We start from the raw sequence: 25201 nt of genomic DNA on the forward strand, positions 1-25201 counted from the left end.
TTGATAGGTTGGGTGTGTAAGTGCTGTGAGGCATTGAGCTAACCAATACTAATTGCTCGTGAGGCTTGACCATATAACACCAAAGTGGTTTTAAGCTACAACAAATTTACGATACAAAGAGATAAACCAACGGTTTGAGACTTGGTTGTCACTATTTCAAAAGTCATTGTTAAAGACATCCACTGCACAGCAGTGAATGAGCACAAGTAAACAGAATTTGCGCACCGCGCATACCAGTTTGCTTGACGATCATAGAGGCGTTGAACCACCTGATCCCATCCCGAACTCAGAAGTGAAAAGCGCCATCGCCGATGGTAGTGTGGGAGATCCCATGTGAGAGTAGGTCGTCGTCAAGCTTCAAACACAGAAGCCCTGATCGGAAACGGTCAGGGCTTTTTTGTGCCTGCTGAAAAGCGAAATAGCAAAAGGGTCAGACCCCCAGAATAACGGTGGTTGAGCTGGAAGCTGATGTCTAGGGGAGCTGACCCTGATATGGGTTGATCCCCGTCACTCGCCATCAGGCTACTGTTCCTGGCTCCACAAGCAAGCTTGTAAGGTCGCTGCGGAACAGTGCCTGATGTCTCGCTCTTAATGGGAGTTCGGTTCCCGAACGACAACATAATAAACAGCTTCAGCCTCCAGACAAAACTATGGTGGGGTGGAAAGCTGCGGTAATGAGGAGCACCTAGGTACATCCTAATCCTTAGGAACAGTAGTCAGAGTAACGTACCAGAGTGTTCGATGTTCACCCCTCACATGTATCCTTTAGCTTGTTGATTAAATAACTCAGCATATTGTTTACCTGCTTTCAGCAAATCTTCATGGGTGCCATGCTCAATAATTTCACCTTGATTCATAACGATGATTTGGCTAGCAAGTCGCACTGTAGAGAAACGGTGAGAAATCAGGATGATCATTTTGTCGCGGCTGTACTCGTGGAATTGGTTGAATATATCCGCTTCTGCTTTTGCGTCCATCGCTGCTGTGGGTTCATCTAGCACAAGAATGTCAGCTTTAGTTCTCATAAAGGCTCTAGATAGCGCTATTTTCTGCCACTGGCCTCCTGACAATTCTTGACCATTTTTAAACCAACGTCCTAATTGAGTGTGGTAGCCATCACTGAGCCGATCTATAAAATCAGTCGCTTTACCTTTCTCTGCGGAAGATCGCCAACGCTCTTTATTGTCGATTTCATCATTGTCGCCAACCCCTATGTTTTCACCGACCGTGAATTGGTAGCGGACAAAATCCTGAAAGATCACTCCGATTCGCTTTAGGAGTGCTTCTTCTTGCCAGTCATAGAGCGCAGTGCCATCTAAATAGATAACCCCATCAGTGGGTTCGTAGAGGCGGGTCAGCAGCTTTATCAAAGTAGTTTTGCCGGAGCCATTTTCTCCGACTATGGCGAGGCTCTCGCTTGGCTTGATACGGAGTGAGACATTATTCAGTGCAGGGCGTTTAGCTCCGGGGTAAGTGAAAGATACATTTTTAAAATAAATTCCCTCTCCTGGTGCTATACCGGCAGTGCGAGTCCCTCTTAAAGATGAAGTCGGTTGATTGAGGTAATCATACAAGTTAGAGAGGTATAGGTTGTCTTCGTACATGCCGCTAATGGACGTTAGTGAAGTTGTAACAGCTGTTTGCCCTTGTTTAAAGAGCAGCAGATACATAGTCATTTGGCCCAAGGTGACGTGTCCTTGAATAGTGTCGAACACGATCCAAATATAGGCACTGTAGAGAATGCCCGTACTGATAATGCCAAGTAAAAAACCCCACCATTCACGGCGTAGTATTAGTTTTCGATTCTCTCGGAATAGCTTTTGATGAATGGCACGATATCGCTCCAGTAAAGATCGACCAAGTTGGAAGAGTCTGATTTCCTTTATGTTGTCTTCCCGTGCGATTAGGGTTTCTAGGTAGGCTTGCTGTCGCACTTCAGGTGAACGCCATCGAAACAACAGAAAAGCGTCATTAGAAAATTTCGCTTCAGCGATGAACCCTGGTAAGGCACCGAATACTAAGAATATCAATGCCCACGGAGAAAACTGCCATAACAATACCGCGAAAGAGCTAAGCGTTATGCCATGCTGTAACAGTGAGAGGGTTTTATTGACAAGCGCTAAGGGGCGTGTGGAGGCTTCGCGGCGGGCTTGGGTTAACTTATCGTAAAGTTCGGAATCTTCAAATTGAGCCAGGCTCAGATCTTGGGCTTTCTGCAAGATCATGACATTTACTTTCTGTCCTAACTGAGCTCGAAGTAGTGCCTGCATTGCGCCAGAGGCTCTCTGGCTGGCGCTAAATGCCAAAACCAGTATTCCTTCCAAGATAACATAGCGTAGTGCCAGCCAGCTTTCTGTGGGCTGAGTTTGGGATGTTAACGTCACGACACTGTCCACCAACAGTTGGCCGACATAAGCCATAAGAGCTGGAAGTATGCCTATGAATAAAGTTGCTATTGCTAGGCCGACTGTTAGACGGGGTGACGTCTGCCAGACAAGACCGATAGCACGTTTGGTATAACGAAATACCCCCAACATGTGTTTGTCGATCTTTGGGGTGTCCGGTGCAGTGCTACGCATTGGGCATCCTTAAATGGGATATTGTATTAGAAAGCACGATACAGTGTGACTGTGTTAGCATGCGACGAAACCATTTTAACAAAGATATTATTATGAGTAGTGATCAAGTGTTGTGTCCGGCGTTGTTTTTAGCGGCCCCTGCGTCAGGACAGGGTAAAACAACAATAACGGCGGTTTTAGCGCGCTATTTTTGTAGTCAGGGTAAGCGGGTAACAGTCTTTAAAACCGGTCCAGACTATTTGGATCCGCAGATACTGGCACAGGCGTCGGGGCGCCCAGTGGAGCAACTGGATATATGGATGGCAGGAGAACATTACTGCCGCCAGCGTCTTTATGAAGCGGCATTGTGTTCGGACTTGATCCTGGTTGAAGGGGTAATGGGCATGTTTGACGGCACTCCCTCCTCTGCGGACTTAGCGGCTTTGTTTGGTATTCCCATTGCTATTGTTATGGATGTTGGAGGAATGGCACAAACTGCCGCTGCTTTAGTGCATGGTATGGCCACTTTCCGTGAAGACATCAAGATTGCAGGACTCATTGCTAACCGCTGTGGCAGCGATTACCACGCGAGTTTAATTGCTGATGCTTTGCCTTCAGATATCCCATTGCTAGCTGCTTTATCTCGGGAGGAGAGGGTTCGATTACCGGAAAGGCATCTTGGCTTGGTACAAGCTGCCGAGATGAGAGATGAGTTAGAAGAAAAGTTAGTTGAGAGTTTAACTTGGTTACATCAACCTCGTAACGCGCCTTTGCTGACATTGCCTGAGCCTGTGCTATTTCGGGCTGACCTAAAGGGGCAAATAAAAGTAGGGCAACATTTGAGTGGTAAGACGATAGCCATTGCCCGAGATGAAGCGTTTAGTTTTGCCTATGCGGCTAATATCCTGTTGTTACAGCAATTGGGGGCGACGATAGAGTACTTTTCCCCGTTGCGAGATAGTCAGTTACCGCAATCTGTGGACGCACTGTGGTTGCCTGGCGGTTATCCAGAACTACATGCCGATGAACTAGCCAAAAATCAGTCCATGAAAAAGGAAATCTTGGCATTTTATTTGTCTGAGAAGCCGATTTTAGCGGAGTGTGGCGGTATGATGTATTGCCTTGATCACTTGCATACCCTCGATGGCATTTCCTACGAGATGCTAGGGTTAATCAGTGGCGAGGGGATAATGCGCGACAAGGGGGGGTGCCAAGGCATGCAAACAGCTATGCTACCGGAAGGAGTAGTGAGGGCTCACTCTCACCATCGGTCCATGACTCAGGGTACTCCCGACCCTATTGCCTATGGCAAACGTCAGCGTCACTCAGCCCCTGGAGAAGAGATCTTTCGCTGCAAAGGGTTAACCGCTACTTATCTACATCTCTTTTTTCCATCTAACCCCGAGGCTATAGCGGCTATCTTCTCCAAGTAATCTACATTGAAAACAAAAATGGGGTCTCTCGGAAGGGACCCCATTTGATTATGTCTTAGGCTCTACTAAGCCTTAAAGCGATTAATAGTCTTGTCTAGCTCAGTTGCAATCGCGGCAATATCTTCACTTTGTTGAAGGGTGCGATGAGCGCCCTGACCAGTTTGTTCAGACACAGCGCTGATTGCTTGGATATTATTGTTAATCTCGTTTACAACAGCCGTTTGTTCAGAGGCTGCCGCCGCGATCATAGTGTTCATTTGCTGGATAGTGGCAACACTATCGGCAATTTCCTGTAGAGCATTGCCTGCATCGTCAGCATCGTGAGCACTTTGGTCCGCCTGTTGCTTACTGGCTTCCATCACGCTTACTGCTTTCTCCGACGCTTGAGCCAGTTGCTCGATAATACTGCGAATCTCGTCAGTCGAAACTTGTGTTCGAGTTGCCAAGCTACGTACTTCATCCGCTACAACCGCGAAGCCGCGTCCTTGCTCTCCAGCTCGAGCCGCTTCAATTGCAGCGTTCAATGCCAGCAGATTTGTTTGCTCAGCAATATCACTGATAGCTTGAGAAACATTACCGATACTTTGCGTATCCGCCGCAAGTTTACGCACTACCTGTGTGGCTTCATCCACTTGGCGAGCTAAGGTGGTATTCGTGCGAGCAACGTGAAGTACCTTCTCTTTACCGCTATCAGCTCGCTCTTTAGCGTCACGGGCAGAATCTTCGGCGTTTGCTGTATTTCGTGCGACTTCCTCAGCAGCATTTGATAGCTCGTTGATGGATTGAGCTAATTGCTGGGTTTCACTTTGCTGTTCATCGACACCTTGGCTGGTCTCTCTCGTCACTTGAGCTAGCTGAGTGGCAGAGTTGCTTAGATTATCCATCGTACGTGTTAAGTCATGGATCGTCGGCTGGAAACGATCCAGCATGTTGTTAGTCGCCTGACCGACTAGGTAGAACTCATCTTTAGGACCAAGCTCGATTCGTGGACGTAGATCGGAGTTTTCACCTATTTCAGTCATCGTGTCTTTGAGTCGGTTAAGGGGCTTAATTACGACCTTAAACATGATGAAAGAAATGATTGCCAAGCCGATTAAAATAGCCACCAAGTTTATAATTGAGTTGACAGCAAGCTCTTTATCTATAGCGTTGTCTCTAGACTCCATACTGAACTGAATACGCGCCGCACCGAGAATGGTTCCCTCTGGAACTTGGTGACACATCAGACAGTTTGTACCGTGTCGGTCTGTTACCGCAGCGAATGGCTGTAACAGTGTAATGTGACGTACGCCATCAATGGTTTCCTGGATAAGGATTTCTTCACCTGCTAGAGCGCGACGATCCAAATCATCGACAGGCTTTTCATTGTCATAACCAGGGCCGAACATTTTACTGACGGCCTCGCCACGTAGCATTCGTACCGATTCGACATCATCACGCTTTTCAATCTTTTCCCGCAATAGTTCGCGGCTGCCCATTGCTCCAGAAAACATGAGGGCATTCATACTGTCCATGTAGCCATTCGCGATGTCGATCACCTGATGCTCTGTGAGTCGCAGCAGGCGTTCTTTTTGCTGATTGGATGAATAGATATTTAAGCCGGTGATGATGAGAACAAGGATCAGAGCCATTGGCCCCAAAATCTTCCAACGTACAGAGATGTAATGATTCATACTTTGCCTAGATCTCGATCTAAATTTTTTGAGAAAACTCGAAAGGTTTACGCCATCAGTATAGCAGGAGCAAGCTCATTTTTTCCTTAAAGTTTTGAAAATTGATCTGGCTCCATATAACTATGTTATTTATTGTGATTGCAAAACAGATTTGTAATGTTATGTATCTTTATGGCTTGGGAGTCGATAGCTTAATTTGACTCTGTTACAGGTGGATGAACTGGGGACGCCAGCATTTGCTGGCGTTTAAAATGAGGCTTTGCTTTTGCTGATCTTACTGAACTTGGGTGAAAATTTGTCCTAGTAAATTCATGCTTTGGCGCAAATCATTATCTGTTAGCTGGGATACTGTTTGCTGTTGTTGTACGTTGCTGTATCCAGACTGAGCGAGTTTGTCCTGTACTTGTGAAAATGATAGGTGTGCTAGTTCCGCGACCATTGAAATGGGTTGCTCGGCAAGTGCTTTCATTGGTTGGATAAATGGCGGTTCGCTGCCGACACTAGTGTTACCAGATGGAACGATGGCGACTAAAGAAATCACACAAAAGCCAGTAACCAAAGCTTTGCCAGTGATGGTTTTCAAATGGTGTTTTAATGGACGCCAGTTTAGGCTTATATGGGCAACCGCAATCAATACGAGTAGCCAACCTAACCACTCATGTAGCACCTTGCCTAGTGTGGTACCAAAGTGAAAGAACATGGCAGCGCCAGTAAGACTAATCAGTAAAAATATTCCGGCTAGTGCTGGTGTAATCCATTTGCGGTGAAGAGTCATCAATTTGCTCCCTTAATTAAGTTGTCTGTTTGATTGATGTATCATCCATATTTTTATGGGCTGTGTACGTCAGATATGCGTAAAGCTATTGTGATGTTTTTGATACAGGTCGGTATTTTGCCTTGGAGGTGGTGTGCAATATTCTCATTGGATTGACTCCCACTGCCATTTGGATTTCTCGGATTTTGAGCAAGATTTAGAAACGCTTATAGATGCCTGCTTTGCTGAAGGGGTAAAGGGCTTTTTAGTACCCGGAACCGAGCGTAGGACTTGGAACAAAGTAATTACCTTGTCACATCATTATGACGCTATACGATATGCCTTGGGTATTCACCCCTATTTTCTCGATAACGCCAAGGAGGAAGACTTGAGTTGTCTATCGTCCAGTATAGATGAGAGAACAGTTGCTGTCGGTGAGATAGGGTTAGATGCTTGGCAAGGTATGCCATCAATGGAGAGGCAGTTATTCTATTTTCGACATCAACTGCAGATTGCCAAGGACCATGGTTTACCAGTTATTTTGCACACCCGTAAAGCAGATGATTTGGTACTTAAAACTTTACGAGAAGTGGACTTCAAAAACGGTGGCGTTGTTCACGCATTTAACGGCAGTTTGCAGCAGGCACAGCGGTATCTCCAGTTGGGTTTTAAGATTGGTATTGGCGGTACCATTACTTATCCACGAGCGCAAAAAGCGCGAACCGTGGCAGCAGCGTTGCCGAATGATAGTTTTGTATTGGAGACAGACTCCCCTGATATGCCGATATTGGGTTATCAAGGTCAACGAAATACGCCGCTCCAATTGTTGTGCATCGCTGACGTGTTAAGGCAATTACGGCAGCAAGAAATGAATGCTATTATGCAGCATAGTACCCATAACCTGATTAATGTTTTACCGCGATGGTGAGAGGCTCTTCCTTGGCTGAAATAAAAGACATAAATGCGCCGATATCGGTGTTATTACTTGGTAGCGATACGGAACTTGGCAGAGCGTTGCAAAGTTATTACCAAAATGATTACGACTTTGCTTGGCATCTTGTTCCTGGCCACAAAGTGATCGGCCTTTTGCTAGAACTACAGAGTCAGCCAGACGCGCTTGCCGCCTATGATGCTGTGATAGATGCCTACTCACTGCGTCATATTACGCAGAATGACTATAACGAATTCTCTCAGCATCTAGCGAGTTTGATGTCGTCAGAAAATTATCCGTTGCATTACATGTTGAGTGGAGTTCAGGTTTTTTCTGGTGATAAGGACAGCTCCTATTTGGAGACAGACGTAGCGGATGCCAAAGGCAAAATTGCTAAGACTCTGATCGAGATGGAAAACATGGTGGCTCGTGATGAGCGTCATGTGGTGTTGCGCACAGGATGGCTGTTCAGCGGTCATAGAGATGACTTTGTATGCAACACAATAGATTTAATGAAGCGAGGCGAACCACTGCTTTTCAATGATGGTTCTGTGGGGTGTCCGACGCCAGTGACAGATGTTGCACGCGTTTTGCTATCTATCGTTAAACAGCGTTATTATGGGGCACAAAATGCTGGGATCTACCATTATTGCTGCTCCGAAGAAGTGAGCTGGATTGGACTAGTCGAGGCTATATTAACCACTTCTAGTCAGTTTGAGCCGAAAGCAAATGTGGCATTAGAGCGTATTGTTGATGGCGCTGCTGCGGAAGGGGCGTTAATGGCCGGACGCAGACAATCTTTGTCTTGTAGAAAGATCTTTAATCATTTTGGTATCAAGCAGCGTTCTTGGCGTCCAGTTTTAAGAACACTGATAAAGGAATACTTCCAAGGAAAAGGTTAGCATCCTATCGAAAACCTGATAAGAAGGGCAGGCCATTGTATCGAATTCATAAGCGAGCAGTGTTACTCACAATTTTGTTGCAGCTGGTTTTGGGGGGAATGTGGTATACGGGGGCTCCCAAGACACTTTCTTCTAATGGGCAAGTCGCACTAGACGGCCTTGATCTTGCTGGGGTATTGCCGTTAGCGATAGCAATTGTTGTTTACACGCTTTTTTGTGCGTGGCTGCTATCTAAGTTTCGGGGTATCAGTAGCTTTCAGGGAATGATACTAATTCTATTCAGCTGGTTTTTTATGGTGCTGCCAAACTTCGTGTTTGTGTCGGTATTGCACGACTTTGGCTCGGAAAAAGTGGGCTACTTGTTATCTTTAGGAGGAGCCTGTGCTCTGACAGCTGCAGTGATTCTGCCATTCTGGCGTAGCACACGCTCCATTTTTAAAGACTAATATAGGCTGCTTTCTGGCCAAACAGACCACAAGCCAATACCGGCTAATGCCGCGCTGGTGATCAGTTGTGGGATTAAGCTCTTGACCCAGCCTGAAAATGAGTTGGCTTCGAAAATCAGTGTTGCGATCCAACTTACCGATAGCGTCAAGGCAGCGGCCAGACAGAACCACATTGGTATGTCTGCCAATACATAAGCCTGTGCAAGTAAGGCAATTAATGGCAGTGTAGCAACCAAAGTCAGTCCAAGAGTTGGCTGTCGGTAAGCAAAACGTGAAACTAGCAAGGTTCCTGCTAATGTCGCGGCATAAGCCCCAAGCAACTGTCCAAGCAACAAGCTTCCCCCAATGGCGACGACTGGAGCGCTGGTTCCTGCCACTATGGCGAGTGCGCCAATATAGGTGTCGTTACCATGCTTTTGTGTCGAAATCATAAAGCCGGTGGCCATTATACCAACCACAAGTGCCGCCAATACGCTTACCGCTACGCCTTGATGTTGTAGCACTGGATTCATCAGTAAATACATTGCTAATGAATTGAGCACTGCTATTGTGATCAATCTGAGGCGTAACGAGATATTACTTTGCCAGATTAGATAACTCGCAAACGCAATCGGAGCAGTCAGTGCTAGATAATCTAATGCTTTGGCTGGTGGGAAATTCAGGCCTGTATGGATCAAAGCAAGGCCAGCGATGAAACTAATAACGGCGCCAAGGGCAGCAAGCTGGCGGTGCAGCTTGCTGAGGATTAAAGTGGCAACCGCTGCAATCAATAAGGGATAAACCCCGGTGTTCAGCAACATAGTAATGTTGGAACTTGCAGCATCTTGATACATGCCTTACTCCTGATTATTGGCGAATACCTTCGATGAACACGGTGATTTCAGTTGCATCTGACACACCTGGAATGAAGTAAGTGATGCCGAAGTCACTGCGGTTGATGGTTGCGTTGGCTTCGAAACCGGCACGGTAGCCGCCCCAAGGGTCGTTGCCTTCGCCAATTTTCTCGACATCAAAAGTAACTTGCTTAGTCACGCCATGTAGAGTCAGATCACCGACCAGCTTTTCACCATCAAACGATGAGCTTTTGAAAGTCAGTGTTGGAAACTGCTTAACATCTAGGAAATCAGGGCTGCGTAGGTGCTTATCACGGGCTTCATGGTTGGTATCAACGCTTGCGGTTGCAACCGTAAATTCAACAGAACCTGAGTTTTCATTGTAGGTAAATTTACCGTCAAACTCGTTGAAACGGCCTGCAGTAGTGCTTACGCCAAGGTGACCAATTTCGAAAGTGACTGCAGAGTGTGCTGCATCAACTTGATAGTCAGCTGCAAAGGCAACAGAAGAAGCTAGGGTTAAAGCGGCTAGAGTAAGTTTTTTCATGGGTTCTCTCCGTGTTTGATTGGAATAGATGCAGTATATATAAGTGAAATAGTTTTATAATCTAGCCGATAATCAATGCACTATTTCGAAATAAGAAATGAACTGTCTGAAGAACGGCTAAATAGAGGGAAATATGGATAAATTTACCGCGATGCAGGTTTTTTGTCGGGTATATGAAGCGGAAAGTTTTCGAGTTGCTAGCGAATCGTTAGACATCTCCCGTCCTATGGTAACTCGCTACGTTAACTTTCTAGAGGAAAGTCTTGGCACCAAACTTCTGTACCGGAATACGCGAAATATTAGACCGACCCATGCGGGCGGCGAGTATTATCGACACTGCCTCGCCATCCTTGATGCACTGGAAGAGGCGGAGGCAGAGCTTGGGGATCTTGCCAGTCAGCCTAAAGGCAATTTGCGTATTAGTGTACCAATGGACTTTGGTTTAACTCACATTATCCCTTTGCTGGCTGAGTTTTCAGATCGATATCCAGATATTCAACTGGATATCGACTTCAGTGATCGGCGTGTCGATCTCACTGAATCTGGTATCGATCTTGCCATTAGAGGCGGCAGTTTAGGGGGAGACCAATTCATTGCACGTCCACTATGTGATTTGAAAACGTATTTGTGTGCGTCGCCAGCCTATTTGGCTCGTTATGGTACTCCGACAACGGTTGAAGATCTCAAAGAGCATAACTGTCTGCTCTATACCCATGCTCCTTATGAGAATCGTTGGCCTTTGTATCGAGCTGACGAGGAGGTATTGGCAGAAGTATCAGGCAACATGAAAGCCAACAATGGTGGGGCGCTTACCCGAATGGCAGTAGCGGGAGCCGGTATTATCTACCAACCCGATTTCTTAGTAGACCAATATCTGGAGCGAAGGGAATTAGTACGAGTATTGCCTGAATACGATGGTTTTACTGGCCGTTTTCATGCGGTATTCGCACAGCGCAAATTGATGCCACGTAAAACCCGTTTATTGCTCGATTTCTTGCAAAAGAAACTTCAGCCAACATTATAATGTTGGCTGAAATTGAGGGAATTACACGTTAATTGCTGATGTCAGCAAAATCATTTTCCAAATCAAGGCTTACGGCAAGGTCATAGCCCGGTAAAGTGATTTGAGTGTCTGTGATGGCCAAATCTTCACCACCTAGCACGTTGTAACCGAAGCGATAGATTGGGGCAAAACGACCGTGAATCGCATCATCATTGTATTGCGCTGCGATCTGTTTTACTTGCTCATTGCGTTCATGATAGCTACTCATAGTCGCTTCATCATAGCGCTTGGATAGCATAGCCATTGTTTGGAATGGAGAAAGCAATACAGCGGTAGCATTGTTGCCGCCAAAGCCTTTTGAGTTTAGCAATGCAGCTTGGAAGTGCTCTTGTCCGTACTCTTCATGTTGTAACTGAAACTTCAATCCGTCCGTATGGACATCATCGGCAACCGTATCAGAAGTAATAATGCCAGGTAATACGCCATGCTCCCACACACCTAAGGACATGTGCAGTTGGTCACCGCCTGCAGTACCTTGTGAATGGCCAAGATAAGCTTTCATCGCTGTAACGGGCATCGCAGTCGCGCCGAAACTCGTAGCAGCGGCACTGAGCACATGGGATTCCGTTACTCGGTTTTGTGGAGTACTGGTGCCGTGGGCTTGAATGAAGGTGTGCTCGGTGAGGCCCTCGGAACCAATGAGATTTTTAAGGTAAGCCATGGCTTTACTCATGGTGAGGTAATTCCCTACACCCGGAGCAGAAATTGATTTCTTATAACCGTCAGCATATGAGAATACGGCAGGTATAGCACCGAAAATAGTTGCCCCAAGATCAATTGCGAGCTCATCGTCCATCAGCAGCGTCCACTGGCTAGACTCTCCGATGGTGAAGCCACAGTTGTTAGCGAATGGGCGGCAGCTGCGTGTATGGTCTGGTTCTTTTTGGTCTAAACCATCTAATGCTAAGAGCGCTGCGTCTTCTGCCAACGCCCCCATGGTGCGGAAGCCTTCAATAATTTCAGGGGTGATTGGTGCATCACTGCCACCCACTAACGCTACGCGAATCTTTCCTGCTTTGATAGCATTGACGGCTTTTTCTAAGTTAAAGAAATAAGTCGCGCAAGCACCGATAGAGGTACCAACTTGACCGACAGAACCAAGCACGTAGGCATTGACGAAATCGGCAGGCATCTGCGCGTAACCCAGAGGTAAATGTTTTGAAGTCGTGCGCTTGCCCATCAAAGCAGACTTGAGCATTCCGCCAAAGCCGAGATCATCCATTTGCCCAATGGAGTTTGCAGCGAATACACCCACTTGATCTGGAGCGACTTGTTGACGAACCTGGTCCCAGTCTAGGCCACTACTTAACAAGGCATCTGAGGCGCCGAAAACCGTCATTTGTAGACCGCGGGGATGGTTACGGCTCTGGTACAATTTAGAGGGATCGAAGCCCGTTGGGAGCTGCCCTGCAGCTTTCACTGTCAGCGCTTTGGTATCTTTAAACAAGGCTTCTAATTGCCCATCAACAATCACTTCTGAATGAGTTGCTGATAGTTCTTTAACCTGCCAATTGGTTGGAATGCTGGATGGAAGTAAGCGAGTTTTAATGGTGAAAGTCAGTTTTTCTGTCTCAGTGCCACTCTGCAACAGTGCTGTTTTATGCAAGCTGACATGATCCACGTCGAATAAACTTGGGTGGATACGACGAATCAGTGTACGAGCAAGTAGCTCTTCGCCAATGGTATCAACCAAGGTTTCCGCATCCAACGCTTCTCCATCAGGCGTCAGCCAAGCACCCTCTTGAAATTCAGCCATATTAGTTAGGGTGGCGAGATCCAGTAGGACCTCCTGTTGTACCTCTGCCGGTAACACATCAAAAATTAAACGGCGGTAAGCTTGATGTGCAGATGTTCGGCCGGCCGAATTGATGCCGCCAAAGCCAACGATGACAGGTAAACGGGCCAATGGAGATTCCTCGTTGTGTGTTATGGATGCGAATAGTGGGATATTGTAAGGGATGGAGGTTAGTGACCGCCACCCTCATACATAGGTATTTAGCTGAAAAAACTAGGTCGTTTCGAGCAGGGCAGATGTAAGCCTAGTTCGAAGGGGCTGCTTCATCTGTATTTTCTTGGGCGATTTGATGATCTAAATTGAAACGCCAAAGCTGGTTATATTCGATCAGTGATTCAATCTCATCGATATATTCTTGACCTCGTTGGGAGTAATGGTCGAGACCATGAACGAGTTCTAGGCCTGTCACTGGTTTGTTTTCGGCTCGTAACTGCGCTCGAATCTGACGCAATTCGCGGTAGGCTGGATTGCTATTAAGATTATCCACGTAAGCAAATACGGACTCTCGAGCATCGTTAAATTTACGTACCTCATGATCCGCATCCTCTTCTCGAGAACTTGGTACTAAACCACAACCTTTACGGAAACACCACTGACCAAAGTAATTATTGCCTTCGACGGCGAATCTTGAGGTTCCCCAAGCAGATTCATTGGCGGCTTGCGCCAAAACCATAGAAGTAGGGATGATATCTACATAGGTAAGCAGCTCTGCCACGTCTTCGTGTAAATAAACCCCCACATCCTTCAGATTATGTAGTTCACGTAGTGCTTTTAACCAGCGCTTTTCCTCTCGGCTAGGAGGTTCTTCATTAGCAAGTATCTGCTTAATGGTTTCTCGATCCCGTAGGAGTAACTCATTTTTCTCTTCTACAAATGGCGCTAAAAACTCAAAAAAAGCTTGTTTACGCTGTTTGATATCCGTGATCGCTGCGAAGTCTGGCTTTTCAGTAGTAATCGGGTGAGACTCGAAATACTCCTGTTCTTGCTTGCTGGATTGGCTTTCTGTGACTTTGGACTGCTTGTTGTCATCATCCATGGGAACATTATCTGTTGAAACTTCAACAGCTGTATTAGTCTTCGCTTGTTCTGCTACCGGATCAATTTTAAGCCATAAAATAAAAATGACGGCAAACGAGACAAGCCAGAGTACTTTTCTTTCCATAAACACCACTGTTTATTCAGATATCAGCGCCTCTTCGAGTGAGCTGACGTTTAAAAATTGAGCGCACATTATCCTTAAATTTGTGACAGTTTTACAGGTGTCTAGTCACACTTCGCTGAATTATCTCATTTGCCAGCTCAATAGACGCTGTTATCTGAACAACTGATCGGGACCATGGGGCACGACCCGTGTCGGGTTAATTGTGTCGTGGCTATAGTAATAATGCTGCTTGATATGTGTGAAATCACAGGTATCCGCAACGTTGCGGAAATGATAGAGCCCTTCCAGATAACGGTTGAGGGCAGGGTAATCTATGATTCGTTTGAGATTGCATTTAAAGTGGCCCACGTATACCGGATCAAAACGAATCAGGGTTGTAAATAGACGCCAGTCTGCCTCGGTCAAACGGTTGCCGACTAAATAAGAGTGGTGGCTTAAGTGCTGTTCTAACTCATCCAACGATTGAAACAGAGCGGTGACTGCTTCCTCATAGGCGTCTTGTGTAGTAGCAAATCCAGCTTTGTAAACACCGTTATTCACCGTGTGGTAGATCTTTTCGTTGATCTTGTCGATACCTTGGCGCAGTTCGCTGGGGTAGTAATCGTCCTCATTTCCAGTAAGTTCATTGAAGGCGTGATTGAACATACGAATGATCTCCGCCGATTCATTAGAGACTATGGTTTGAGTTTGTTTGTCCCAGAGTATTGGTACCGTCACCCGGCCGCTGTAGTTCGGGGCGGCTTTGGTGTAAAGCTGGTAAGCATAATCAAGACCGTAAAGCGGATCGCCGGTTGGTACGTGGCTATTATCAAAACGCGCTTCACGTTGAAATTGCCAACCGTTTTCTAGCATATGAGGGTGCACGCAGCTCACACTGATGTGCTCTTCTAGGCCTTTTAATTGACGCATGATTAGGGTTCTGTGAGCCCAAGGGCAGGCTAGAGATACATACAGATGATAGCGTCCACTTTCTGCTGGAAACTGACGCTCCCTTGCAACCACTTGTGCCGGAGGGACTAGCCAATTACGAAATTGAGCCTCGGTACGTTTAAAACGTCCTTGATTGGATTTTGTGTCATACCACTGGTCCACCCACTTTCCGTCAACTAACAGCCCCATCTTTTCCACCTCATCAGAATGAATCATGAATGTTCTATGCTTTAGTGAACTATTTTAATGAAAATGATGTAAATTGGGGGCAAGATAATAACTGTATATAATCGAATGTTTCGATGGTTAGGAAGCCATGCCTCAGCATTTACGAGTTTTATTAAGCCCTTTCTTCATTCTCCTGCTGTTCGTTATCGGCAGCGTATACGTTTCTACGCTACCGGAAATATGGTTGGCGGTACTGCCGTGGGCGCCTTATTTCTTGAGCATTACCGCGCTATTTATGGCTTGGCATTTTAATAAAGGACGAGTTTTCGTTGCTGTGTTGATTGTTATGGCAGCGCTTTGGGTTCCTAGCTACCTGAAGCAAGATCATAATCTACCGCTAGTGCCTACCGTGTTAGCGCTCACTTGGCTCAGCTTGATGCGGGAACGCGGTTGTTTAAATCGTTTTACTTTCAATCGGATATTCCTATTTGCTGTGCTGTTCGCATGGTGGGGAGCATTGCAAACTGGATGGGTTAAGTTGCCAACGACAGTCCCACTAATGGGCGGGGAGGCACTTGATGGTAGAACAGAGTTCATTGAAAGCGTTTTATCTTTGGGCCTAATTGGCTTATCTATTACTCTGTTGCTGGCGTTATGGTGGCGCCGCGTTGACCATTTCAGTGCCTGTATTTTGGGTACAGTTGTGGGCATTATTCTTATTAATGTACTGCCAATTACCCGCTTACATGAAACTATTTTGTTTTCTGCTTTGCTGTTTCTATGGGTTTGGCAATTGCTGTTAGAAAGCCGGCATATGGCCTATCGGGATGAATTAACCGGCTTGCCGAGTCGTCGTGCCCTAAATGATGCTATGGCGGCGTTACCCTCGAATTACGCCATCGCCATGGTGGATGTGGATCATTTCAAGCAATTCAATGATACCTATGGCCATGATATGGGGGATGTGGTGCTACAAATGGTTGCCAAGACGCTAGAGCGATATCGTGGGCCTGCACAAGCTTTTCGGTACGGTGGTGAAGAGTTCACGTTAGTATTTCGTGGTAAACATGTTGAGGGTGCACCCGACCAGTTAAATTGGGTTCGTGAGGAGATTGAGGAGGTACCGATTGACGTGACTACTGCTCGAGGACAGGAAAAGGTCATAAACGTCACCGTAAGCATTGGCTGGGCAGTTCCGGAGGCAGGTGATGATCCTAGCCAAGTCATCAAACGTGCTGATGAAGCCCTATATAAAGCGAAAAAGAAAGGGCGGAACTGTGTTGTTGGTCGTGCCTAAGATTAATTTTGATCGAATGGTCAATATTTGGTTGAATCCCGAGTATCCCATCCCTATAATGCGAAATGTTAACCAAATGGTTTGAAAAGATAGCGCTTATTTTGAGTACTAACGGAGCCAACGTGGCACAGCTTTGCATCGCCTAAATGCAATGCTGTGAGGGGAATGGGGAGCTTTTGCTCCCCTTTTTCGTTTTCGCGGGGCTGGCGACTGCCAACGATGGCGCATTAATGTTATGTTTAGCGGTCTATAAGCCCCGTTTCTCAATGTTAACTAACTCTATTTTTATGAGGCTGCGTTGTGACCATTTCCAAACGCCCTAAAGATCAACTCAAATCCCATATTCGTGAACAAAACCAAACATTAATCTTGGCAACTGCAGAACGAGTCTTTGCTCGTCAAGGTTTGGCGAAAACGACCACACAGATGATTGCCGATGAGGCGGGTTTGCCGAAAGCCAATATCCACTACTACTTTCGTTCCAAAAAAGATTTGCTTGAGGCAGTGTTAGAGAAAACGCTACACCAATGGCTTGAATCAGTCAGCCGATTTAATGAGCAAGATGGGCCCAAGGCCGCATTAACCCGTTATGTCAGTGAAAAAATTGATCAATCCCGTATCAATGCTAACGCCTCTAAAGTGTTTGCTATGGCGCTGATTGGCGAAGAAGAGTTTGTTCTTGATTACTTGCGTCGCTATTTTGTTGGGGAGCTACAGAGAGAAAAAGCCACCATTGAGGCTTGGGTAGAACAAGGTCTTATGGATCCGGTGCCAGTAGAGCACTTGTTTATTAGTTTATGGGCTCTGACTCAGACTTATGCGGACTTTGATGCTCAAGTTAAAATCATGTTGGGCAAAGATATCCTCGAGGAAGAGGACTACGATATGGCAAAACAGTTTGTAACCCGGATGGTACTTAGTGCTTGCGGCGTAAAGGATTAATCATGGGTATCGAAGCCAGCTTAACGTTTTTTATTGCAATCTTTATCTTTAGCATTACGCCTGGACCGGGCACCTTCGCCGTACTGGCGAAAAGCTTGTCCCAAGGGGTAATGCGAACTCTGCCATTTTCTATTGGTATGGCTTGTGGAGACATTGTTTACTTGGTTTTAGCCTGCTTTGGTTTATCGGCTATTGCGCTTCAGTTCGAGGAGGTATTCTTAGCCATTCGTTATGCTGGTGCGGCTTATCTGATTTATTTGGGTTACAAAATGTGGGTAGCTCCGGTAAACATGGCAGATCAGGGCAATGCGCCTAAGGTAAAAGGGGAAGGCATCGCGGCGGCGGTCCAAGGCTTTATGATTTCCTCTTCTAACCCCAAAGTGGTGTTATTTTACATCGCCTTCTTGCCCACCTTTATGGACGTAACTGCCTTGCAAGGTTATGACGTTGTCTATGCTTCTTTTATCGCATTCAGTGCTTTGGTATTGGGACTTACCTTGGTGTCGCTAGGGGCAGCCCAAGCGGGCAAGATGATGAAATCTGAACGTGCCCTAAAGCGTATGAATCGTGGTGCTGGTGGTATTATGCTTGGCGCTGGCGCTTATCTAGCCCTAAGTAAATAGCCCAAATTCGTACTTTATTGCTTATGTTGTAATTCATAAAAGTGTCACTACATAGTCTCTATTAGATTGTATTGCCGTTACATTTTTTGAATACAAGAGATGCAGATATGAGCAGTGAAGAGCGCTACGAAGACATCCATGACGAGGATGCAAAAGCAGAGCAAGACGACGAACAGGTTGTGATCAGTGATCCGGGAGCGCTAGCGCTGCCGGATGACGTGCTACCTGATACCCTCTATATATTACCCGTTTCAAGTAGACCATTTTTTCCCGCCCAAGTGCAGCCAGTGATGGTGGATGCTGACCCGTGGGAAGACACCTTAGAGCGAATCGCGGAACAGCCGCAAGCTGCGGTGGGCCTTGTATATGCTGAGCGCCATGGCAAGGGCGCACCCTTGGTCGAGAATTTCAAATCTGTTGGTTGTGTGGCCCGTATCCATAAAGCCGAGAAACATAACGATAAAATCACTTTTTTAGCTCAAGGTCTAAAACGAGTTGAAGTGATCGAATGGTTGAGTGATAAAGCCCCTTATCTTGCTCGGGTGCGTTACATCACTGATTTGAAAGTAAAAGATGATGAATCCAAGGCTTACTCCATCGCCATCTTGGATGCCATCAAAGAGCTGATTCGTCTCAATCCACTCTTTAGTGAAGATTTGCGCCAGTACCTAGGGCGCTTCTCCTTCAACGAACCTGGTTTACTGGCAGATTTTGCCGCTTCGATTACCTCCGCTGAACCCGACGAGTTATACGAAATTCTGGCGGAGCTGAGTATCCAGCCCCGTATGGCAGCGAGCTTGATGTTACTGCGCAAAGAGCTGGAAATCGCCCATTTACAGAATGAAATCAGCGCAGAAGTAAACACCAAGTTAAGTAAGAATCAGCGTGAGTTTTTCCTCAAAGAGCAGCTCAAAGTCATTCAAAAAGAGCTGGGTATTTCTAAAGATGATCGCACTACCGATGTAGAGACGTTCGAGCAGCGTTTAGAAGGTAAAACGGTGCCTGATGCCGCCATGGGTAAAATTCGGGAAGAACTGCACAAACTGAGTATTCTGGAAACTGGTTCACCGGAATATGGTGTGACCCGAAACTATCTAGACTGGGCGACGAGTTTGCCGTGGGGAGTTCATTCGGAGGACAATCTCGATATCAAACAAGCTCGGGATGTTCTGGAAGCGCATCACGCTGGTTTAGATGATGTCAAAGATCGTATTTTGGAATTTCTCGCCCTTGGAGCGCACCGGCAAGAGATGGGGGGCTCCATCTTGTTATTAGTGGGGCCACCTGGGGTCGGGAAGACGTCCATTGGTAAATCCATCGCAGATTCATTAAACCGCAAATTTTACCGGTTTAGTTTGGGTGGTATGCGTGATGAATCCGAAATCAAGGGCCATCGACGCACCTATATTGGCGCTTTGCCGGGTAAGTTTGTACAAGCGCTAAAAGAAGTGGAGGTCGAGAACCCAGTCATCATGTTGGATGAAATCGACAAAATCGGCTCATCTTTCCAAGGTGATCCGGCTTCAGCCTTACTTGAGGCCTTGGATCCGGAGCAGAATAGCGAGTTCCTTGATCACTATTTGGATATGCGTTTGGACCTTTCGAAAGCGTTATTTATTTGTACTGCTAACCAGCTTGATACCATCCCAAGTCCGTTGCTTGATCGTATGGATGTGATTCGTTTGTCGGGTTACATCGCCGAGGAAAAACTGGCCATTGCCAAACAGCACTTATGGCCAAAGCTACTTAAGAAAAATAAGTTGTTGAAGAAACAGCTTAATATTACCGACGCGGCGTTAAAACTCATTATTGAAAACTACGCCCGGGAAGCAGGGGTGCGTGGATTAGACAAGCTACTGCAGAAGATTTTGCGTAAATCGGTAGTGCAACTCATGACCGGAGAAAAGGAAAGTATCAACGTTGGTGTTAAGGATGTTGAAGCCTTTCTAGGCTTGCCTTATTTCCGACCAGAAAAATCGATCCGCGGTATTGGTGTTGTTACAGGCTTGGCTTGGACATCCATGGGAGGAGCGACTCTTCCTGTCGAGGCCAATAAGGTACATGAATTGTCTCGTGGCTTAAAACTCACCGGTAAGCTAGGTGAGGTGATGAAAGAGTCGGCGGAAATTGCTTACTCCTATGTGTTGTCTCACACTAAGAGCTATCAACAAAACGCCGAATTCTTTGATAAATGTTTGGTTCACTTGCATGTACCGGAAGGGGCAACGCCGAAAGATGGGCCAAGTGCCGGTGTTACCATGGCCACTGCGTTAATGTCTCTCGCCAAAGGCGAGGCGATTCGCCGTCCATTGGCCATGACGGGGGAGTTAACTCTGACTGGGCAAGTGCTTGCAGTCGGGGGGATTCGAGAAAAAATCATTGCGGCTAAGCGTAGCAAGATCACCGAAGTGATCTTACCTGAAGCCAACCGCCGAGATTATGAGGAGTTACCAGATACCGTAAAAGAAGGGATGATAGTCCATTTTGCTGAGCGCTATGCGGACGTGGAAAAAGTGGTATTTGCAGGGAGTGGCAACGGAATTCACTAATATCTTCACATATTCTTCGTTCTCCCCCTTGGGGATACATGCGACAATAGCCGGATTCAATCTCCGGCTTTTTCGTTTCTAACAGGTCAACTTATTTTGACAGACGGCGCACCACAACAGGCGAAATTCACCCAAGGCTCCACCTTTAAACATGTGACGGTCATGTCTTTCACTGGGGCATTGGGCTTGATGGCGATGTTCTTGGTTGATCTAGTGGATATGCTGTTTCTTTCTATGCTGGATGAAAAAGAAGCCGTTGCTGCCGTCGGCTTTGCCAGCACTTTAATGTTTTTTACTGTGTCATTGAGTATCGCTGTATCTATAGCGGCAACGGCCTTGGTGTCGCGGGCGATTGGTGCTGGAGATATGGCGCTGGCTAAACGTCGAGCGACCCATGTGCTGGCATTTGGGGTGCTCTTTTCCTTGGCTCTCGTTTGGTTAATTTGGCCGCGTATTCCCCAGCTCCTGTATTTTATCGGCGCGAACTTTCGCACGCTGGATTTGGCGACGGACTATCTGCAAATTCTCGTATTAGGTATGCCGGCCGTCATGATAGGTATGATTGGTTCAGGCATTATGCGAGCTCTTGGAGATGCGCGACGAGCTATGTATGCCACCTTACTTGGTGGCGTTGTTAATGCGGTATTAGACCCGATTTTGATCTTCGCTTTGGACCTCGGTGTGGAAGGTGCTGCGTTGGCCTCCTTAGCCGCTCGTTTCTCGATGGTAGCGGTAAGTTATTATGGGGTTGTACATATTCACAAAATGTTAGGTGAATTTGAGTTGATGGATTTTCTCAAAGATGTGCGCCCGATTGCCGTCATTGCCGTACCGGCGATGTTAACGAATCTCTCATCACCACTCGCGAATGCCATTGTGATGGCTCACGGGGCTGATTTTGGAGATGATGCCGTGGCTGCTATTGCAATTATAGGACGGGTCATCCCTGTCGTGTTTGGAGGGTTGTTCGCTTTGTCGGGGGCGGTAGGGCCGATACTGGGACAGAACTATGGCGCCCGTCTCTTTGACCGCATGTATAAAACCTTGTCTAGCGCCGTTATCTATTCGGCTATTTACTGCATATTACTGTGTACTGGTTTATATCTGTCCCAAGAGTTTTTGATACGTACTTTTAGTGCCACCGAAGCTACCGCAGAGATGATCCGGTTCTTCGCTACTTTTGTATCCTTCAGCTTTTTCTTCCAGAGTTTGCTGTTTATCGCCATTGCCGCGTTTAATAACCTGGGCAAGCCCCTAAACAGTACTTTGCTCAATTTTGGGCGAGCGACGTTGGGAACTTGGCCCTTGATTACCATTTTCGGCTATATCATGGGCGCAGATGGCGTCTTGTTTGGCCAAGCGGTGGGCTCAGTCATTTTTGGTCTGATCGGTTTTCGGATGGCACGCCGCTTCATTAGAGAACTGGAAGTGAAGTCGCTAGCAAATGGTTAGTGCTTTTGCGCGATCAATAGGTATTCTTGATTACCGTCCCCTCCAGTGATTTGACTCGCGTTATAGGCAATGATGGTGAGTCCTAACTCACTCACAAAGTCTTTCATTTCTTGTTCTAGCGCTTTTATTTTGAAGGTGTCCTTAACGATCCCGCCTTTGCCTATGGCCTCTTTGCCAAGCTCGAATTGAGGTTTCACTAAGGTGATAAGGTAAGCGCCGCTCGCCATCAAAGCGGGAAGCTGTGGTAGTATTTTCGTCTGAGAAATAAAGGACACATCCATCACCACGGCGTCAAAACCGTACTCTGGCATATGCTCGCCAAGATCTTCAGCAGTGAGTGTGCGAGCATTCATCCCTTCAAAACAGACTACTCGGCTGTCCTCGCGCAGTTGCTCCGCTAACTGATTGTGTCCTACTTCAATACCGACAACCTTTCGAGCGCCGTACTGCAGTGCGCAATCGGTAAAACCACCGGTGGATTGACCGACATCGAGAATAATTTTGCCGGTGAAGTCGATGCCAGACTGCTCAAGCGCCCCAGCTAACTTCAATGCACCACGAGAGACATATTTGTCTTCATTGGTGAAAGCTACCGTTAACTCGGTATCTGTGGGTATTTTTAAGCTGGGCTTGCTCGCCACCTGCCACTTACCTGATTCTAAATAAGAAACCTTACCCTGTTTGATCAAGGCTTGTGCTTGAGCGCGGGACTTAACAATACCGCGCTCGGTTAACATCAGGTCGATTCGGTTCATAGGTATCTCTCGGATTAAGTCGGCTGTATGGTAACAAAACGCACTTGTTGATAGAACTGCCTAGGATCGACATGGAAGCAAGGATATTGCTGGATAGCCCATCGGGGGGCGGTTAGAATAGGACAACGTTAAAACGACTAGGATTGTTTACCGATGAAGATTGCCGTTGCTGGAACCGGTTATGTGGGGATTTCAAACGCACTATTGCTTGCGAAGCACAATCAAGTTATTGCCTTGGATGTGATTCCTGAAAAAGTAGCAATGCTTAACCAAGGTAAGTCACCAATACAGGATAGCGAAGTTGAGCGTTATCTTGCTGAAGAAACGCTCAATTTTAAGGCTACGCTAGATCCAGAAGAGGCCTTTATCGGGGCGGACTATATTATTATTGCGACGCCAACTGATTACGATCCGCAAACAAATTATTTTAATACTCTGCATGTGGAAAGTGTGATTCAGCAGGTGATGCAGATTAGCCCCGATGCGGTGATGGTCATCAAATCGACTATCCCGGTGGGCTTCACCGCCCAAGCTCGGGAAACCTATGGTACTCAAAATCTCATTTTTTCTCCGGAGTTCCTAAGAGAAGGTAAAGCGCTGTACGACAATCTTTATCCTTCCCGGGTTATCGTCGGAGAGCGTTCGGAGCGAGCAAAAATATTTGCGGAACTCTTAGTTCAAGGTGCTGAAAAAGAAAATGTTCCTGTGCTTTTTACGGATTCCACTGAAGCGGAAGCGATCAAGTTATTTGCCAATACCTATCTTGCCATGCGAGTTGCCTACTTTAATGAATTGGATACCTACGCGGAAACCCATGGTCTAGATTCCCGTCAAATAATCGAAGGGGTTGGTCTTGATCCACGTATCGGTAGCCACTATAACAACCCTTCATTCGGATATGGTGGCTACTGCTTACCGAAAGATACGAAGCAGCTGTTAGCCAACTATGAGCAAGTGCCAAACAACTTAATCCGCGCCATTGTCGATGCTAACGTGACCAGAAAAGACTTTATTGCCAATGCGATTCTTAAACGAAATCCTAAGGTGGTAGGAATTTATCGTCTGGTTATGAAGTCTGGTTCTGATAACTTCCGTGCTTCAGCCATCCAAGGAGTAATGAAGCGCTTGAAAGCCAAAGGAGTTGAAGTAATTGTCTACGAGCCGGTGTTGGAAGAAGAAACATTCTTCAATTCTCGCGTTATTAAAGACCTTGAAGCGTTTAAACAAGAGTCAGATGTGATTGTTGCGAACCGCATAGTGCCAGATGTTGAAGATGTATTAGATAAAGTTTATACCCGAGATTTGTTTGGTAGGGATTCGTAGAGAAGGTAACACTTCTCTATTTTTAGAGAAATCAATTTTTCCGAGTAATATTATATATCTCTAAATATTTTTGAGCACAGTATTGTGGTGAGAATTCAAATAAATGCTTTTTAGCGTTTGAAACTAATTCTTGCTGTAGTTTTGTATCTGAATCCAGTTTTATGATAGCTTCTGTGAGGGCTTGTGGATCATTTGATGGAATTGATATGCCTGTAGTACCATTAATTATATCTGGAATGCCGCCGGCATCAGAAGCAATAATGGGTACTCCGGCATCTATTACATCGAGTAGTGTAGATCCAAGCCCTTCGTTTCTAGATGGAAAAATGAAGTAATCAAATGCATTTATGTAGTCGCCAATATTATCTTTAAAGCCAAGCCAACTGATATTGTTTAATTGTTGGCTAAGCTTCATCAACTCCGTCTGATCTCTTCCTTCTCCTAGGCATAAGAAGTGTAAGTGTGGGTGAGTTTTCTCTAACTTATGGGCTGATTCTATGATTAGCTTCTGTCCTTTGTGTCTATCAACTAATGCGCCAATATGGCCAACTAGTTTCTTGTTTTTGAATTGCATTCTTATTAGTTTGCTGGAATCGTCGTCATAAGCTAAATCACCTTTAGTGCTAAAGATAAGATCTGCATCCCCCCACCCTTTTTCATTGATGATTTCTTTTATTAATCGCGATATAGCAATTCTACGTGATGCATTCGAGTAGGTTAGCTTGTTAAGCAATTTTTTCTTTATTGGTGTATCGACTCTTCTAGTAAGAATGTAGGGTGTTTTTTTTAAGAGATGCTGTAAAAATGCCCAATGAACAGCTTTTGCTTCATGAGCGTGAATGATGTCAGTTTTTTTGACAGAAAAGTGCCCACATAATTGATGGTTTGCGTCGATAAATTTTAAGTTTTGAACCTTCGAGAGATGATCTCTAAGTGGAGAATCTTTTCTACATACTAATTGTTGTGAAATGTCTTTATTTTTGCTTAGCTCGGTAATTAAAATGGCTGTTTGACGTTCTCCGCCACGAAATCCTTTTGCTAAATTTACATGTGTGATATGCATTT

General features: G+C 46.0%; 21 protein-coding genes and 1 rRNA gene. 12 read left to right on the plus strand and 10 right to left on the minus strand.

The genetic code is table 11. From position 1 onward, the window contains the following. The first annotated feature begins 241 nt into the window (after positions 1 to 241). Positions 242 to 356 (plus strand): 5S ribosomal RNA (rrf, locus tag FJM67_RS03155). A 396-nt stretch (positions 357 to 752) separates the two neighbouring features. On the opposite strand, the gene FJM67_RS03160 is transcribed toward rrf, so the two are convergent. Further along, positions 753 to 2579, minus strand: coding sequence for an ABC transporter ATP-binding protein (locus tag FJM67_RS03160; RefSeq protein ID WP_140587224.1), 1827 nt, complete (start codon positions 2577 to 2579; stop codon positions 753 to 755). Between the two features lie 92 nt (positions 2580 to 2671). Between FJM67_RS03160 and FJM67_RS03165 the strand changes: the two genes are divergently transcribed. Then, positions 2672 to 3991 carry a cobyrinate a,c-diamide synthase gene (locus FJM67_RS03165; RefSeq protein WP_140587225.1) on the plus strand — a complete coding sequence of 440 codons (1320 nt, stop codon included), beginning with the start codon at positions 2672 to 2674 and terminating at the stop codon, positions 3989 to 3991. 65 nt (positions 3992 to 4056) lie between these two features. On the opposite strand, the gene FJM67_RS03170 is transcribed toward FJM67_RS03165, so the two are convergent. Beyond that, complete coding sequence (locus FJM67_RS03170; RefSeq protein ID WP_140587226.1) at positions 4057 to 5664, minus strand: methyl-accepting chemotaxis protein; 1608 nt, start codon at positions 5662 to 5664, stop codon at positions 4057 to 4059. A gap of 274 nt (positions 5665 to 5938) precedes the next feature. Then, the gene (locus FJM67_RS03175) at positions 5939 to 6439 is read right to left on the minus strand and encodes a DUF4405 domain-containing protein (RefSeq protein ID WP_140587227.1); all 501 of its coding nucleotides are present in this window, start codon (positions 6437 to 6439) and stop codon (positions 5939 to 5941) included. A gap of 133 nt (positions 6440 to 6572) precedes the next feature. Here FJM67_RS03175 and FJM67_RS03180 point away from each other — a divergent pair, with 133 nt between their 5' ends. The 3 genes from FJM67_RS03180 (at position 6573) to FJM67_RS03190 (ending at position 8697) form a co-directional block, all read left to right on the plus strand. Further along, the gene (locus FJM67_RS03180) at positions 6573 to 7346 is read left to right on the plus strand and encodes a TatD family hydrolase (RefSeq protein ID WP_140587228.1); all 774 of its coding nucleotides are present in this window, start codon (positions 6573 to 6575) and stop codon (positions 7344 to 7346) included. A gap of 11 nt (positions 7347 to 7357) precedes the next feature. Further along, entirely contained in the window at positions 7358 to 8251 is an 894-nt protein-coding gene (locus FJM67_RS03185) for a sugar nucleotide-binding protein (protein ID WP_140587229.1), read from the plus strand. 98 nt (positions 8252 to 8349) lie between these two features. Then, positions 8350 to 8697: a hypothetical protein gene (locus FJM67_RS03190; protein WP_140587230.1), complete on the plus strand. Its 348-nt coding sequence runs from the start codon at positions 8350 to 8352 to the stop codon at positions 8695 to 8697. On the opposite strand, the gene FJM67_RS03195 is transcribed toward FJM67_RS03190, so the two are convergent. Next, a complete protein-coding gene (locus tag FJM67_RS03195) occupies positions 8694 to 9530 on the minus strand; it encodes a hypothetical protein (protein WP_140587231.1) in 837 nt (278 codons plus the stop codon). The two genes, FJM67_RS03190 and FJM67_RS03195, sit on opposite strands and share 4 nt — an antisense overlap. A gap of 13 nt (positions 9531 to 9543) precedes the next feature. Then, positions 9544 to 10077, minus strand: coding sequence for a YceI family protein (locus tag FJM67_RS03200; RefSeq protein WP_140587232.1), 534 nt, complete (start codon positions 10075 to 10077; stop codon positions 9544 to 9546). A 133-nt stretch (positions 10078 to 10210) separates the two neighbouring features. Here FJM67_RS03200 and FJM67_RS03205 point away from each other — a divergent pair, with 133 nt between their 5' ends. Then, complete coding sequence (locus tag FJM67_RS03205; RefSeq protein WP_140587233.1) at positions 10211 to 11101, plus strand: LysR family transcriptional regulator; 891 nt, start codon at positions 10211 to 10213, stop codon at positions 11099 to 11101. A 28-nt stretch (positions 11102 to 11129) separates the two neighbouring features. Here FJM67_RS03205 and FJM67_RS03210 read toward each other — a convergent pair whose 3' ends face one another. The 3 genes from FJM67_RS03210 to FJM67_RS03220 form a co-directional block, all read right to left on the minus strand. After that, positions 11130 to 13046 (minus strand): beta-ketoacyl synthase, encoded by a 1917-nt coding sequence (locus FJM67_RS03210; RefSeq protein WP_140587234.1) that lies wholly within the window; start codon positions 13044 to 13046, stop codon positions 11130 to 11132. Positions 13047 to 13179: 133 nt separating this feature from the next. Next, positions 13180 to 14097, minus strand: coding sequence for a glucosaminidase domain-containing protein (locus tag FJM67_RS03215; RefSeq protein WP_140587235.1), 918 nt, complete (start codon positions 14095 to 14097; stop codon positions 13180 to 13182). Between the two features lie 150 nt (positions 14098 to 14247). Then, positions 14248 to 15216: a glutathione S-transferase family protein gene (locus tag FJM67_RS03220; protein WP_140587376.1), complete on the minus strand. Its 969-nt coding sequence runs from the start codon at positions 15214 to 15216 to the stop codon at positions 14248 to 14250. 127 nt (positions 15217 to 15343) lie between these two features. On the opposite strand from FJM67_RS03220, the gene FJM67_RS03225 reads away from it, so the two are divergent. The 5 genes from FJM67_RS03225 to FJM67_RS03245 all read left to right on the plus strand — a co-directional run bounded on the left by FJM67_RS03225 (position 15344) and on the right by FJM67_RS03245 (position 22058). Next, positions 15344 to 16492 (plus strand): GGDEF domain-containing protein, encoded by a 1149-nt coding sequence (locus tag FJM67_RS03225; protein WP_140587236.1) that lies wholly within the window; start codon positions 15344 to 15346, stop codon positions 16490 to 16492. 300 nt (positions 16493 to 16792) lie between these two features. Then, the gene (locus FJM67_RS03230; protein WP_140587237.1) at positions 16793 to 17434 is read left to right on the plus strand and encodes a TetR/AcrR family transcriptional regulator; all 642 of its coding nucleotides are present in this window, start codon (positions 16793 to 16795) and stop codon (positions 17432 to 17434) included. A 2-nt stretch (positions 17435 to 17436) separates the two neighbouring features. Continuing rightward, a complete protein-coding gene (locus FJM67_RS03235) occupies positions 17437 to 18057 on the plus strand; it encodes a LysE family translocator (protein WP_140587238.1) in 621 nt (206 codons plus the stop codon). Between the two features lie 107 nt (positions 18058 to 18164). Next, on the plus strand, positions 18165 to 20606 hold the full coding sequence (gene lon, locus FJM67_RS03240; protein ID WP_140587239.1) for an endopeptidase La: 2442 nt from the start codon (positions 18165 to 18167) through the stop codon (positions 20604 to 20606). A 96-nt stretch (positions 20607 to 20702) separates the two neighbouring features. Beyond that, on the plus strand, positions 20703 to 22058 hold the full coding sequence (locus FJM67_RS03245; RefSeq protein WP_235889973.1) for an MATE family efflux transporter: 1356 nt from the start codon (positions 20703 to 20705) through the stop codon (positions 22056 to 22058). Here the strand turns inward: FJM67_RS03245 and FJM67_RS03250 are convergent. Next, positions 22055 to 22813, minus strand: a complete 759-nt coding sequence (locus FJM67_RS03250) for a TlyA family RNA methyltransferase (RefSeq protein ID WP_140587240.1) — start codon at positions 22811 to 22813, stop codon at positions 22055 to 22057. The two genes, FJM67_RS03245 and FJM67_RS03250, sit on opposite strands and share 4 nt — an antisense overlap. Positions 22814 to 22966: 153 nt before the next feature. On the opposite strand from FJM67_RS03250, the gene FJM67_RS03255 reads away from it, so the two are divergent. Beyond that, a complete protein-coding gene (locus FJM67_RS03255) occupies positions 22967 to 24136 on the plus strand; it encodes a nucleotide sugar dehydrogenase (RefSeq protein WP_140587241.1) in 1170 nt (389 codons plus the stop codon). A 31-nt stretch (positions 24137 to 24167) separates the two neighbouring features. On the opposite strand, the gene FJM67_RS03260 is transcribed toward FJM67_RS03255, so the two are convergent. Continuing rightward, positions 24168 to 25199 (minus strand): glycosyltransferase family 4 protein, encoded by a 1032-nt coding sequence (locus FJM67_RS03260; RefSeq protein WP_140587242.1) that lies wholly within the window; start codon positions 25197 to 25199, stop codon positions 24168 to 24170. Positions 25200 to 25201 lie beyond the last annotated feature (2 nt).

The sequence above is a fragment of the Maribrevibacterium harenarium genome, from assembly GCF_006385675.1.
GTDB lineage: Bacteria > Pseudomonadota > Gammaproteobacteria > Pseudomonadales > Marinomonadaceae > Marinomonas > Marinomonas harenarium.

What these genes read in the sequence shown, in the direction of transcription:
- FJM67_RS03235 (WP_140587238.1), top strand. Translation starts at nt 17,437, where the DNA reads ATGGGTATCGAAGCCAGCTTAACGTTTTTTATTGCAATCTTTATCTTT.
- FJM67_RS03220 (WP_140587376.1), bottom strand. Translation starts at nt 15,216, where the DNA reads ATGGGGCTGTTAGTTGACGGAAAGTGGGTGGACCAGTGGTATGACACA.
- FJM67_RS03170 (WP_140587226.1), bottom strand. Translation starts at nt 5,664, where the DNA reads ATGAATCATTACATCTCTGTACGTTGGAAGATTTTGGGGCCAATGGCT.
- FJM67_RS03260 (WP_140587242.1), bottom strand. Translation starts at nt 25,199, where the DNA reads ATGCATATCACACATGTAAATTTAGCAAAAGGATTTCGTGGCGGAGAA.
- FJM67_RS03175 (WP_140587227.1), bottom strand. Translation starts at nt 6,439, where the DNA reads ATGACTCTTCACCGCAAATGGATTACACCAGCACTAGCCGGAATATTT.
- FJM67_RS03225 (WP_140587236.1), top strand. Translation starts at nt 15,344, where the DNA reads ATGCCTCAGCATTTACGAGTTTTATTAAGCCCTTTCTTCATTCTCCTG.
- FJM67_RS03250 (WP_140587240.1), bottom strand. Translation starts at nt 22,813, where the DNA reads ATGAACCGAATCGACCTGATGTTAACCGAGCGCGGTATTGTTAAGTCC.
- FJM67_RS03215 (WP_140587235.1), bottom strand. Translation starts at nt 14,097, where the DNA reads ATGGAAAGAAAAGTACTCTGGCTTGTCTCGTTTGCCGTCATTTTTATT.
- FJM67_RS03195 (WP_140587231.1), bottom strand. Translation starts at nt 9,530, where the DNA reads ATGTATCAAGATGCTGCAAGTTCCAACATTACTATGTTGCTGAACACC.
- FJM67_RS03255 (WP_140587241.1), top strand. Translation starts at nt 22,967, where the DNA reads ATGAAGATTGCCGTTGCTGGAACCGGTTATGTGGGGATTTCAAACGCA.
- lon (WP_140587239.1), top strand. Translation starts at nt 18,165, where the DNA reads ATGAGCAGTGAAGAGCGCTACGAAGACATCCATGACGAGGATGCAAAA.
- FJM67_RS03205 (WP_140587233.1), top strand. Translation starts at nt 10,211, where the DNA reads ATGGATAAATTTACCGCGATGCAGGTTTTTTGTCGGGTATATGAAGCG.
- FJM67_RS03160 (WP_140587224.1), bottom strand. Translation starts at nt 2,579, where the DNA reads ATGCGTAGCACTGCACCGGACACCCCAAAGATCGACAAACACATGTTG.
- FJM67_RS03200 (WP_140587232.1), bottom strand. Translation starts at nt 10,077, where the DNA reads ATGAAAAAACTTACTCTAGCCGCTTTAACCCTAGCTTCTTCTGTTGCC.
- FJM67_RS03190 (WP_140587230.1), top strand. Translation starts at nt 8,350, where the DNA reads ATGTGGTATACGGGGGCTCCCAAGACACTTTCTTCTAATGGGCAAGTC.
- FJM67_RS03165 (WP_140587225.1), top strand. Translation starts at nt 2,672, where the DNA reads ATGAGTAGTGATCAAGTGTTGTGTCCGGCGTTGTTTTTAGCGGCCCCT.